General features: G+C 71.9%; 8 protein-coding genes. 4 read left to right on the top strand and 4 right to left on the bottom strand.

Annotated elements, in window-relative coordinates; genetic code table 11:
* Window positions 1-72: 72 nt before the first annotated feature.
* The 3 genes from WMF45_RS33560 to WMF45_RS33550 are packed head-to-tail and all read right to left on the bottom strand — an operon-like array spanning window position 73 to window position 4,077.
* Window positions 73-1,110, bottom strand: coding sequence for a TOMM precursor leader peptide-binding protein (locus WMF45_RS33560; RefSeq protein ID WP_437709267.1), 1,038 nt, complete (start codon window positions 1,108-1,110; stop codon window positions 73-75).
* 22 nt (window positions 1,111-1,132) lie between these two features.
* Window positions 1,133-1,915, bottom strand: a complete 783-nt coding sequence (locus tag WMF45_RS33555) for a SagB/ThcOx family dehydrogenase (protein WP_437709266.1) — start codon at window positions 1,913-1,915, stop codon at window positions 1,133-1,135.
* Between the two features lie 11 nt (window positions 1,916-1,926).
* A complete protein-coding gene (locus WMF45_RS33550) occupies window positions 1,927-4,077 on the bottom strand; it encodes a TOMM precursor leader peptide-binding protein (protein ID WP_437709264.1) in 2,151 nt (716 codons plus the stop codon).
* 1,092 nt (window positions 4,078-5,169) lie between these two features.
* Between WMF45_RS33550 and WMF45_RS33545 the strand changes: the two genes are divergently transcribed.
* On the top strand, window positions 5,170-7,047 hold the full coding sequence (locus WMF45_RS33545) for an amidohydrolase family protein (protein ID WP_437709262.1): 1,878 nt from the start codon (window positions 5,170-5,172) through the stop codon (window positions 7,045-7,047).
* A gap of 52 nt (window positions 7,048-7,099) precedes the next feature.
* Here WMF45_RS33545 and WMF45_RS33540 read toward each other — a convergent pair whose 3' ends face one another.
* Entirely contained in the window at window positions 7,100-8,188 is a 1,089-nt protein-coding gene (locus tag WMF45_RS33540; protein WP_437709260.1) for a serine/threonine-protein kinase, read from the bottom strand.
* 885 nt (window positions 8,189-9,073) lie between these two features.
* Here WMF45_RS33540 and WMF45_RS33535 point away from each other — a divergent pair.
* From WMF45_RS33535 to WMF45_RS33525, 3 genes are all read left to right on the top strand, one after another.
* Window positions 9,074-10,351 (top strand): hypothetical protein, encoded by a 1,278-nt coding sequence (locus WMF45_RS33535; RefSeq protein ID WP_437709258.1) that lies wholly within the window; start codon window positions 9,074-9,076, stop codon window positions 10,349-10,351.
* Between the two features lie 178 nt (window positions 10,352-10,529).
* Entirely contained in the window at window positions 10,530-11,165 is a 636-nt protein-coding gene (locus tag WMF45_RS33530) for an MBL fold metallo-hydrolase (protein ID WP_437709256.1), read from the top strand.
* Between the two features lie 165 nt (window positions 11,166-11,330).
* Entirely contained in the window at window positions 11,331-12,449 is a 1,119-nt protein-coding gene (locus WMF45_RS33525; RefSeq protein WP_437709254.1) for a branched-chain amino acid aminotransferase, read from the top strand.
* Window positions 12,450-12,476: the final 27 nt, after the last annotated feature.

The raw sequence follows: 12,476 nt of genomic DNA, 5'->3' as shown, positions 1-12,476 counted from the left end.
CCGGCGATGCGGGAGGCGGCTGGAAGGGGAGGCCTCTTCACGGCCGCAGGCTAGAGCACCTCCAGCCCCGCGTCATCCCTCGCCGCACACCCTGCACCAGGGCAACCTCACGAGCGTGTGGTGCGATGTCTCGAGCGTCGCGAGGTCCTGGATCAGGAACCTGCCCCCGAGCCTGGAGGGCGTGTACGCCGAGAGCACCTTGAGGGCCTCCATCGCCACGAGGTGGCCGAGCAGCTGACCCATCGTGCCGGCGTGCGGCGCGGGCTCGGCCAGGGAGCGCGCCGCGGGCGAGGGGCTCAGCGCCTCGGTCGTCGCGCAGATCCGGCACGCCGTCTTCCCCGGGAAGACGAGGGGGCCCAGGACGGCCGTCGTCCCCGCGAGGTGCGAGAAGAGCGAGGCGAGCCCTGCGCGATGGCCGAACCGCGCGACGCGCTCCAGGAGCTCCGCGTCGTCGCCGCGCACCGCCGCGACGAGGAGGTGAGGGCGCCCCTCCGGCGAGAGGAGGTCGTCCCCCTCCAGCGCGGCGGAGGAGCTCTCGTCCACCCGGCAGAGCGGCGCGTGCTCGCGGATCAGCGCGGCCACGGCGCCGCGGCGGGGCGCGCCGAGCGCCGCCTCCCCCCGCGCGCGGACCACCGCGACGTCGCGCGTGCCGACGGCGCCGCCGTCGATCAGGCGGAGCGCCGAGACGCCCGCCCCCGCGAGCGCCAGGGCGGCCGAGGCCCCCCAGGGCTCGAGGCCCACCACGAGCACGCGCGCGTTCGCGATCCGCTGCGCCGCCTGCTCCGGGGCCGACGACCACTTGCGGAGGAACTCGCGCTGCCCGCGCAGGCGCTCGCCGTCGCCGGACGGCGCCCCTCTGGGCACCGGCTCGACCAGCCCGCGCGCCTCGAGCAGGTCGAGGAACGCCGTCACGCTCTGCCGCGAGTAGTCCGCGAGCGCCTCGACGAGCGCCTCCCGGTCGCGCGACCCGTCGAGCAGCGGCACCATCCGCTCGACGAACGCGCTCACGTCCAGGCCGGTGAGCTGGAAGGTGCCGAGATCGGAGCGGAGGATGACGCCCACGTCGGTGGGCGTGATGCTGGCCGAGCGGCTGAGTCGAATGCTGGGCATGGTGCTCTCCGACGCTTCTGGTTCAGGCTCGCTGAGGCCCGTTCCGGCCCCCGGCCGGCGCGGGCTGACCGACGCAGACGATGTACAGGGTGTCTTCCTCGGCCGGGAGCGCCAGGAAGGCCTTGAGCTCCTCATCATAAAATCCGCCGATCGCCACCGGGCCGAGGCCCATGGCCGTCGCGACGAGATAGAGGTTCTGGCCCAGGTGCCCTGCGTCCAGCCACAGGAATCGATATCCGCGCTGGCCGTATTTCCACATCGTGCGGAACGGCACCGCCGTGATGATGACCACGACATTGGTGTTCAGGATCATGTCCTGACCCGCCGTGAGATCCACGAGCGTGCCGTGCGCGAGGCCTTCCCGGCGGAGCTCGAGCTCGTGCGCACGGGGGTCGTAGTGGTACAGGCCGTCCGGGACCCCATCGACGGCCTGCGTCGCGACATAGATCTCGAGCGGATACCGGCCGCCGGCCGAGGGCGCCGGGCGATCGCAGGTCCATGCCCCTTCGACGTTTCGCGTGCCACGGACGCCGTAGCTCGCGTGAAGGAGCCGCCCGAGCGCCTCGATGGACATCGGCTCGAGGGCGAATTCGCGCTGCGACCGCCGCTGCTCCAGCACCGCGCCGAGCGGGGCGTCGATCGCGAAATCGCGCCCGGGCAGCGGCGTGCGCGCCGCGCCGACGTAGGTGCGGAAGTTGAGCGGCTGGAGATCCCCGTCGAACGGCGGCTCCAGCGGCCGCGACCTCACGTGGGAGGACTGGAGATGATAGAGCCGCGCAACGTCCGCCTCTTTGCTCCTTGCCATGGTGTCCTCTCTCAGGCCATCGGGTGAGGGTCAGGGTTGATGCCGTGGGGGGTCATCGAACGGAGACGCGGATTGCCGAGCCGCACGAGCTCGTGGCCGAAATGGATCTGCTGGAAATCGGGCCCGAGGGCCCGGGCGACACGGAACGGGGTCGCCGCGAGGTCGGGCGACGTCACGTCCACGATCGCGATGCGCAGCCCCGCGGCCTGCACGCGCCGGGTGAGCTCGGGCAGCGACACCTCCTCGGGCTCCTCGAGCTCGGCGGCGGTCACCGTGCTCCCCCGGCGGAGGAAGGCGAAGGCCGCGGCGCGGCTCGGGGGGAGGTAGTAGACCGCGTGATCCTCGAGCGTGAGCACGTCCTCCGGCCGCTCGGGGATGGCGACGTGTTCGCCCGTCATCAGGCGGAAGGCGTAATTGCCTATCTGGCCCTGCTCGAGGATGGCTTTCCGGATCGCGGTGAGGGGGCTCAGGTGGGCGGAGATCGAGACCACCGCGCCGGGCCACCGCTTGCCGTCGCCGTAACCGACGCACATCACCACGGGGACCGAGACGCCCGCGTCGAGCAGGTACAGCTCGATCCGGGCGCCGCGCTCCTCGAGCTGCCTCGCTATCTCGTGCAGCTCGGGGTCGAGCGAGTCGTCGGGCAAGATCCGCCGCCCGGGCCGGCGGGCGAGCCACGAGATCATGAACGCGTCGCGCTCGATGAGCTCGAGCGCGGCCCCCATCGACGCGCCCTCGAGCGTCGCGCCCGCGGCGAGCCCGTTCGAGGTCACCTGGCAGAAGTGGTGGGCGTGGTGTCCTGCGCAGAAGCCGAAGTAGGTCGGGAGCGCCGGAACGTACACGGGCGCGCCGGTGTCCATCCAGCGCCCGAGGGCCCAGTCGATGGGCGCGGCCGGATCGACCCGCGCGTAGGGGAATCCGGGCTTTGCATACTGCTCCTCGCTGTAGAGACAGAGCTGCTCCGGCGCGATGAAGTCGCCCTTCATGCCGGCGACCGAGGAGCGAAGGAGCTGCTCTCGGTCGACGAGCTCGGCAGAGTAGCGCTCGACCGCCTCGCCGGTCGCTCCGATCAGGGCCTCGACGGCCGTGAGGCCCTTTCCGATGCCGGCCTGCGGCTCGCGCGAGCGGCGGGCGTGCGGCGAGCCGTCGGTGTACTCGCCGAGGAACGCCGTGGCCGTGACGCACGCCTCAGGGGCGAGCGCCGGGCTCGCCGCGTCCAGCGTGAGGCGGTGGACGATGCCTGCCCGCGCGTCGACGACGCCGGCGAGCATCCGCCGGAGCGCCGCGGGGTCGGGCGCGTCGCGCAGGTGTGCGCTCGAGCCCCGACGTGCGCTTCCGGCGCGGAGGGCCTCGGCGGCGCCGCCGCAGACCGCGCACCAGGGCATCTGCAGGACGGCGTGGAGCGACGCCTCCGGGTCGACGAGGCCCTGGACCATGAACCGTCCCGCGAGCCGCGACGCGGCTCGGTTCACCAGCAGATCGACGGCCGCGAGCGCAACGGCGTGGCCCAGGAACGCCGGCATCGGGGCGAGGTAGGTGCGCGCGCGGCGCTCCGGGCGCGCGGCGAGGAGCGACGCGTGGAGCGCGAGATCCGCCTCTGGCTGATCGCTGAGAGCGAGCCTCCGCAGGCGGCAGCAGTCCCAGCATGCTGTCTCGCCCGGCACGACGGCCGGTCCGATCACCGCCTCGAGCCCCTCGAGGTGCGCGCTGAGCGACAGCACGGACGCCGCGTGAGCGAAGCGGGCGACGCCCTGAAGGACGAGGAGATCATCGCCGGAGACGCAGGCGAGGATCAGGTCCCAGCCGGTGTCCTCCTGGACGATCGGGCGCTCCGCGGCGGCGAGCAGCGTCCCGGGCGTGACGGCGCAGCCGGGGGCGAGCCGCGACAGCGCTGCGGAGAGCGCGCGCGCTCGATCCTCTCCGAGATCCGCCTCGGCGAAGGGGCCGAGATCGTCGGCCGTGACCTCCCTGTCGTCGAGGACGTGGAGCGCGCCGACGCCCAGACACGCGAGCTCGGTGGCCGCGATGACGCCCCACGGTTCGAGCCCGACGATGAGGACGCGTGATCGCGCGAGCTTCTCGCGCGCCTCGGCCGGCGCAGGCGGGGCGGTCCCCTCGAGCGCGGGAGCGGTGGTCGCTGAGCTGGGCAGTTGAGTGGCCACGCGAGAACTCCAGGAAAGCGCAGCGCGGCGGCGCCTCGACGAGCGCCGTCCTGCACTTTCGGTAAAGAGGTTCAGTTCTGGTGCTCGGGGAGCGGCGCTCCGACAAGCAAAGGAGAGAAGAAGCTCGCAAGCTCACCACGATCGCGCACCGTCGCGCGATCGTGGTGAGCCGGGGAAGACGGGAAGGTGCCTTTCTCGAACTCTCGCGCTCCTCGTCTCCCTCCAGGGCTCTATCGCTCGGCCTCGTCGGCCTCAGGGCTAGCTACAGCGGCAACGACAACCGCCGCAACCGCCGCAACCGCCGCAACGACATCCGCCGCAACGACATCCGCCGCAACCGCCGCAACCGCCGCAACCGCCGCAGCCGCCGCAGTGGTAGTTGGCCGGAGTCGCTGTTGCCATGTCGTCCAGCCTGGCCGACAAGTCGTTGATGGCGTTGCGCAGCTCCTTCACGGTCACTTCCAGATCTTTCGGAGAATTGTTTTCGATCTTCGGATCACTCATCGCAGAGCCTCCCACAGGTAGGTGAGGCACGCAAAGGGTCTTCGTCAATACGGTGGTTCGTCTCCGCGCGACGGAAGCTCGGTTGGACTCCCTATCATTCCAGGGCGCACCCGATCGGTGGATAGTGCGAGAGACGCCGCCGCCAAAGGAGGGCGTCCGCCGGCTCCTTTCTCATGCTCGCCCCACATCGGTGGCTCTTCCGGGTAACCCGGATCGCCGCCGGAGCAGCAGAGAAGGCCGGAACAACATCGCGCGTGACTCCCTGCGTTCCCTCCGTGTGCCCGGGCGGCTGGACTTCCGGTATAGGCACGTCTGTCAAGCTCGCCTGCGATCTGGAGCCGTCCTCCGCTCGGGCCGGAGATGCCCAGGGGCCGTCGGGGACAAAGCGCCTCGCTCGAGCCGCCCGCCTCGATACGAACAATCCTGGATAACGCGGCACGCTGCGGGCGCGCGTGCACCGCGCCGTGCGCGCCGCTTCATTCGATTGCTTTCGTGCGCCGTGTCCGGTACGCGGTCTGCCGCTTCTCGGGTGCTCCTGGCGCCCATCGATAACGGAGTGTCATGCGTCGTACTTCGCTCGGACTGGCGATGGGTCGTCTCGCTTTGTGGTTCGTCGCTGGGTCAACGTGGCTCGCAGGCTGCGGCGTCGCGGAGAGCCCCTCGACGCCCAGCGCGGCCGAGGTGGGGTGTGCGGGCTGCACCGTGCTGAAGGGAGGCATGGTGTTCGACGGCACGCGCGCGGCCAGGGCAACGGTGGTGATCGAGGGAGACAGGGTGAAGCAGGTCGTCTTCGGCGACGCCGAGCCCCGCGTCGAGGCCGGGGGCGGCGAGGTCGTGGACGTCGCTGGCAAGACGGTCCTCCCCGGGCTCATCGATCTCCACGTCCACTCGCTGAGCGTCGCCGGGCCCTATGCTTATTATGACGGCGACCTCCACCTCGAGGACCACACGAAGGCGATGCTCCGGGCGGGCGTGACCTCGTACCTCGACCTCGGCTCATCCCAGCACGTCATCTTCGAGCAGCGAGCGCGCATCGACGCCGGCGACCTCCTCGCGCCGCAGCTCTTCGCCGCCGGGCCGCTGCTCACGCCGACCGGAGGGCACCCCTGCTATCAAGGCAGCCCGCCCGGCGACTACTGCGTCTTCATCGACTCGCCCGCCGACGTCGACAAGGCCTTCGAGGCGCTCCTCCCGAGGGCGCCCGATTTCATCAAGATCGTGCTCGAGGGGGGCGGATCGCTGCCGCTCCCGCGCCTGACGCGCCCGTCCGTGGCGGCGATCCAGGAGGCCGCCGCGGCCGCGGACGTCCGGGTGATCGCCCACGCGACGGCGGCCTCGGACATCGAGGCCGCGCTCGACGGCGGCGTGACGCTCTTCGCGCACGTCCCGGACGAGGACCGGATCTCACCCGACCTCGCGCGGAGGATGGCCGCCGCCGGGGCCGTCGTCGTCCCCACGCTCGCGGTGGCCGACGGCCTGTACCGCACGGCCCACGGAGCGCTGACCGAGCTCGACGACCCCGCCCTCGTCGATGACGTGCCGGCCGGCGTCATCGCGGCCCTGCGCGATCCCTCCTTGCTCGCGGAGCTCAGGACGGCGCCTTTCCTGGAGCTCGTGAAGCGGCGGCGCGACCAGGCGATCGCGAACCTCGTCGCCTGCTACCGGGCCGGGGTCACGATCGCCGCCGGCACCGACGCCGGCAACCCGGGCGTCTTTCATGGGCTGAGCCTGCGCCGCGAGGTCGCGCTCCTCGTCGAGGTCGGGGTGCCGCCCCTCGAGGCGCTCGCCGCCGCCACGCGCCGCGCCGCCGACGTGCTCGGGCGGGCTGATCTGGGGCGCCTCGAGCGAGGCGCGCTCGCGGACGTGCTCGTTGTCGACGGCGATCCGCTCGCCGACGTCCGCGCGCTCGAGCGCGTGTCGCGCGTCTACAAGTCGGGCGTCCTCCTCGATCGCGAGGCGCTCGCGTTGCCGCGCAAGACGAGCCTCGCGCGGGAGCCCAGGACGGGCGCCGGCCCCGGCGAGACGTGCCTCGCCGCGTCGGAGTGCGCGCCCGCGCAGTCGTGCAACCCGGCCCAGGTCTGCGCCGCGACCTGCAGCGCCGCCTCGGACTGCGCGCCGGGGAGCGCGTGTTTCCTCGATGGCGGCTCGTTCACGAGGGGGGCCTGCATCGACGGCGACGGCTGCGATCTCTTCGCGCAGGACTGCGACAACGGCGCTGCCTGCGTGTTCTGGGGCAACGGCTCGACGTCGTGCTGGAACGCGGGCGCGGGCTCGGACGGGCAGCCGTGCGACGCGTCGTTCGCGTGCGCGCCCGGCAGCATCTGCGACCCCTCGAACACCTGCAGAGCGCTCTGCGATCCGCGCGGCGAGCGCGCCGCGCCGTGCCCGATCGGCGAGCGGTGCGCGGATCACACCGCGCTCGCGGGGCTCCCCGTGGGGACCTGCGAGCCGGCCGGGCGCCGCTGAGCGCGCGACGACGTCGAGCGCCGCTGAGCGCGCGCGCGATGGCGCCGCGCGCTCAGCGCGACGCGAGCAGCCAGGCGATCACGCTCCCGATCGCGAAGAACACGATGCCCGCGCCGGCGATCACGGCCCGCGACGTCCGCCGCTCGATGAAGCTGGCCGCGGCCCGGAGGCTGGACGGGGCGGCGAGGGCGATGCCGCTTTCGGGCGCGCTCATCTTCTGGATGGCGGCGTCGAGCGCCACGAGCACGGCGCGCGCGTGGGGGAAGCGGTCGTCCGGGTCCTTGGCGAGCAGGCGCATCACGACCGCCTCCAGCGCGGGCGGGACGACGACGCCGGGGGAGCGCTCGGCGATCGGCGGCGGCACGGCCGACCGGTGCTGCGCGAACAGCGCCGACGGCTCGACCGCCGTGAAGGGGTGCTTGCCCGCGAGCATCTCGTAGAGGATGACCCCGAGCGCGTAGAGGTCGGCCCGCCGGTCGACAGAGCGCATGCCGAGCGCCGCCTCGGGCGCCATGTACGCCACCGTGCCGAGCAGCACGCCGGCGTTCGTCAGCGAGCGGCGCGAGCCGTCGTCGGTGATGGAGAACTGCTCGATCGGCACCTTGGCGAGGCCGAAGTCGATGAGCAGGACGCGCTCCTCCGGCCCGTCGAGGACCATGACGTTGAGCGGCTTCACGTCCCTGTGCACGATCCCGAAGTCGTGCGCCGCGTTGAGCGCGCTCGCGAGCTGGCGCGCGATGTTCGCCGCGCGCAGCGGCGGGACGGGGCCCTGGTCGATGAGCTTCCGCAGCGTGATGCCGCGGATGAACTCCATCACCATGAACCACGCGCCGTCGTCGAGCTGGTTGATCTCGTAGACCGCCGCGACGTTCGGGTGGAAGATGTGGCGACCGGCGAGCGCCTCGCGCTCGAAGCGCTCGATGAGCTCCGGCAGCTCCTCGGCGTCCGGGTGGAGCACCTTGACGGCCACGTCCTCGCCGGTCGCGAGCTTCTTTGCCCTGAAGACGGCGGCGATGCCGCCCATCGCGACGAGCTCCTCGAGGCGATAGCGGTGGACGAGCGTGCGCCCGACGAACGTCATCGCGCGCTCTCGCGCCGCGGAGCTCGCCTGGCCTCCCGCGATGAACACGGACTCGCTCATGCGCTGGCGCCTCCAGGCCGAGCCCCGCGCGCGGCGTCGTCGTCGACGAGGCCGCAGCGCAGGGCACGCACAGCCGCGCCGCGCGCTCCCCCGTGACCGCGCGCCACGCGGCGGAACAGCGGATCCACCCTGGATGACATCGTACGTTCACACACGCGGCGTCCGGAGGGTAGCGCCCCTGCGCGCCCAGCGCCATCTTCCCGGTTGGGCGCGGGGCGAGGCGCTTGCGGGGGAGCGAGCGGGCGGCGCTGAGGCTGGAGCTCACGGAGCGCGCGTGCGCCGGGCCTCCCGAGCGGCCTTCGGGAGATCGCACCCACCGCCGCGGCCGCGCGCTCGACGCTCGACGCTCGACGCTCGACGCTCGAGATTCCACCGCTCCGCCGTGATCGTGAGTCGCCGGGCTGCGCCGTCTCCTGCCCTGATGGCGCTGCCTCATCGTGTCTCCGGCCAGGGCGTCCGGAGACCCCTCCTGCCTGTGTCTCACGGCCGCGCGACGGGGAGCGCCGGCGGCACGAGATGCGGAGTCGCGCCCGCGGCCCCGACGTGGCGAGAGCCCGTTGCGCGCTGGGCGGCGCTCGCCCGTCGCCGGCGGAGCGCGACCACTTGTCGGTAGATCCAGCGACATTGCCGGAGCTCCTGCCGCGCGCGCCCGCGCGGGGCGGCCGAACCAGCGCACCTGCACACCCGCGCGCGTCGGGGTCGAGCCCGCTGTCCTGCCACGAGCGCCCTCGCCCGCTGCATCGGCGTCATCCTCCTCCGGATCCGCACGAGGCGTGCCCGGTCGTGCGCGGACGAATTAGGTTTCAAAACACATCAAGTTCACAGATGCGTTTTCTCGACAGGCTCGTGTAGCCTGTATGGGTGGAGGTTTCCATGCACAGCACAATGCGTCGCACCGTTCTCCTCGGGCTCGTTTCCGGACTCGCCGTAGCAGCTTGCTCCACGCCTGAGGCGTCGAACCTCTTCACTACCGGCGGGTCCGGTCCGGGAACCACGGCTTCCGCGGGAGGAGGCGAGGGCGGCGCGACGGGCACGGGGGGCGCGGCGGGCGTGGGCGGCCAGGGCACCGGGGGCGAGCCGGGCGTGGGAGGAGCGACCGCGGGGACCGGGGGGAGCGGGGGCGTGGGGCCCATCGTCGACGAGCCGCCGGTCTGCGGGGACGTTTACGTCGATTGCGACGCGGATGCAGAGAACAGCTGTGAGGTCAACGTGACCAACGACGCCCTCCATTGCGGCACCTGCCCCGTCGAGTGCGATGGCACCTGCCGGGACGGCACGTGCATTCGCACCTCGCTCCACGTCTCGGGCCAGCAGGATCCGCTGTACCTCGCTGTCGCCAACGGCGTCGTGTTCTGGACCAACGGGGAGCAGGGCGTGGTCAGGCAGTGGACGCAGGGCGAAGCTGTCGCGGTCTACATCGCCACCGCGCAGGTCCAGCCGGCCGATATCAAGGCCGACGCCACCCACGTCTTCTGGGCCAACCAGGGCGTGGCCGGCGAGAGCGACGGTCAGGTGATGCGGGCGCGGGTCGGCGGCCAGGAGGCGCCGGTGGCGATCGCCGCAGGGCAGCCGGCTCCGTTCGGCGTGGCGATCGACGAGGAGTTCGTCTACTGGACGAACCGCGAGGAAGGCGGCTCCGTGGTCCGCGCGCGGAAGGACTCGAACGGCAACGGGCCGTTCACCGTCATCTCGGACGGGGGCGGGACGACGCACGCCCTCGCGGTCGACGAGACGCACGTCTACTGGACCGTGCGCGACGAGCGCGGCATGGTGATGTCCGCGCCCAAAGACTCCATGGGCGAAGGCCCGTTCACCACGCTGGCGGCGGATCAAGGCCAGGTGCGCGAGATCGCCGTCGACGCGACGCACGTCTACTGGACGACCAGCAGGACCGGCAACGTGATGCGGGTGGCCAAGACCGGCGGAGAGCCCACGGTGATCGCGAGCGGGCAGGGGAACCCGAGGGGTATCGCCGCCGACGCGACGGGCGTTTACTGGACGGACCCTACCTCACCGAACGTCATGCGGATGCTGCCGAACGGCATCATCGGGGCCGTTGCGGCCGGCGAGCCCTCGCCCTACGGCATCGCCCTCGACGCGACCCGCGTCTACTGGACCAACGGACTCGGCACGGGCGGCACCATCGTGAGCGCCCCGAAGTAGCGGTCGCGGGCGGCCAGCGCGCGCGGGATCGAGCGCCCGAGGTCCGCGAGGACCCGACGTCTCCGCGCGTCCTTCAGCGCCGCGCGCTCCGGGCGGTGCTCGATCGGAGCTCGCGGCGCCGCCTCGCCGACGATGTCGCGCGTGGAGGTCGGGGCTCCGCGTGCTACAAGCTCGCCCTGTGCTGCTCGAGACGTTCTCCGTCGGTCCGCTGGGGTGCAACTGCTCGATCCTCGTCGACCCGGTGAGCAAGGGCGCCGTGGTCATCGACCCCGGCGGCGATTTCGACAAGATCCGCGGGCGCGTCGAGCAGGCCGGGGCGACGGTCGCTGCCATCGTGCACACGCACACGCATATCGATCACGTGGGCGCCACGGCGCCACTCCAGCGCTGGTCCGGCGCCGCGGCCCGCATTCACGAGGCCGACCGCTTCCTCTACGACATGCTCCCCGTCCAGGCGGCGATGCTCGGCATTGCGCTGCCGGAGCGGTGCGAGGTCGACGGCGACCTGAACGACGGCGCGGTCGTGAAGGCGGGCGGGCTCGATCTGCACGTGCTCCACACGCCGGGGCACACGCCGGGCAGCGTCTCGTTCCTGGTGCTCGCGGCGTCGGGCGCCGTCGCGTTCACGGGGGACACCCTGTTCCGGCGCAGCATCGGCCGGACCGATCTGTGGGGTGGCGACTCGCGGGCGATCGTCTCATCCATCCGGGGCAAGCTGCTCACGCTCGATCCGTCGACCCGGGTCGTCACCGGACACGGCCCCTCCACGACGATCGGCGAGGAGCGCGACAGAAATCCCTTTCTTCGGTCGTGACGCGCCGCCCGCTTGCGCGCTCGCTTCTGCACGCCGCCGAGGTGCTTTCTCGCGAGAAAGTGCTTGCATCCCGGCAGGATTCTTTCGAAAAATGCCGCGCGACGATGACGCGCGTCGGCCCACTCGAGCCGGGTCGACCGCTGTCCGCCGCGGAAGTCGAGCACGATGAGCACCGAAAGCGCGCCTGCCACGAAGGTCGATCTCGAGATCCTAGCCACGCCGCATCCCCTCGGCGACGCGGAGCGCGCGCAGCGCATGCAGAACCCTGGCTTCGGGCGCGTGTTCACGGAGCACATGGTCGTGATCCCGTACGCGGCGGACAGGGGCTGGCTCCGGGGGCAGCTCCGGCCGTACGCGCCGATCACGCTCGATCCTGCGGCGATGGTGCTGCATTACGGTCAGGCGATCTTCGAGGGCTTCAAGGCCTATCGACAGCCGGACGGGCGCATCAAGACGTTCCGGCCGGAGGCGAACGCGCGCCGCTTCAATAGCTCTGCCCGCCGGCTGGCGATGCCGGAGATGCCGGTTGATCTGTTCGTCGGCGCGGTCGACGCCCTGATCCGCCAGGATCGCGCATGGGTCCCCTCGCCCGTGGGCGAGAGCCTGTATGTCCGACCGTTGATGTTCGCCACCGAGGTGGCGCTCGGGGTGAGGGCGTCGCGCGACTACGATTTCCTGGTGATCGCGTCGCCTGCAGGCGCGTATTTCCCTCAGGGCGTGAAGCCGGTGACGGTCTGGATCTCCGAGGATTTCGTCCGGGCGGCGCCGGGCGGCACGGGCGCGGCCAAGTTCGCGGGCAACTACGCCGCGAGCCTGCTCGCGCAGATGAACGCCGCGGCCGAGGGCTGCGCGCAGGTGGTCTGGCTCGATGCCGTCCAGCGCAGCGTCGTGGAGGAGATGGGGGGAATGAACATCTTCTTCGTCTACGAGGAGGGGGGGCGCCCCGTGATCGTGACCCCCGAGCTGACAGGCACGCTCCTGCCGGGCATCACCCGCGACAGCATCATCCAGCTCGCCCGGGATTTCGGTTATTCCGCGGAGGAGCGCAGGGTCACCTTCGACGAGTGGCGCGCGGCGGTGCGCGAGGGCCGCATGACCGAGGCGTTCGCGTGCGGAACGGCCGCGGTCATCACGCCCATCGGCGCCGTGAAGTCCCGCGAGGGGACCTTCTCCATCCACAACAACGAGACGGGCCCCGTGGCGGCGCGCTTCCGCGAGGCGCTTCTCGACATCCAGCACGGCCTCGCGCAAGATCGCCACGGCTGGATGCACGACGTGGTCTGACCGCCGCTCTGCTCGGCATGGTGCAGA

The sequence above is a fragment of the Sorangium sp. So ce448 genome, from assembly GCF_051520915.1.
Classification (GTDB): domain Bacteria; phylum Myxococcota_A; class Polyangia; order Polyangiales; family Polyangiaceae; genus Sorangium; species Sorangium cellulosum_B.
This window is presented reverse-complemented; position numbering and strand designations above follow the sequence as displayed.

Excerpts from the sequence above, each read along its gene's own strand:
- WMF45_RS33560 (WP_437709267.1), bottom strand. The coding sequence starts at position 1,110 with ATGCCCAGCATTCGACTCAGCCGCTCGGCCAGCATCACGCCCACCGAC.
- WMF45_RS33525 (WP_437709254.1), top strand. The coding sequence starts at position 11,331 with ATGAGCACCGAAAGCGCGCCTGCCACGAAGGTCGATCTCGAGATCCTA.
- WMF45_RS33555 (WP_437709266.1), bottom strand. The coding sequence starts at position 1,915 with ATGGCAAGGAGCAAAGAGGCGGACGTTGCGCGGCTCTATCATCTCCAG.
- WMF45_RS33535 (WP_437709258.1), top strand. The coding sequence starts at position 9,074 with ATGCGTCGCACCGTTCTCCTCGGGCTCGTTTCCGGACTCGCCGTAGCA.
- WMF45_RS33540 (WP_437709260.1), bottom strand. The coding sequence starts at position 8,188 with ATGAGCGAGTCCGTGTTCATCGCGGGAGGCCAGGCGAGCTCCGCGGCG.
- WMF45_RS33545 (WP_437709262.1), top strand. The coding sequence starts at position 5,170 with ATGGGTCGTCTCGCTTTGTGGTTCGTCGCTGGGTCAACGTGGCTCGCA.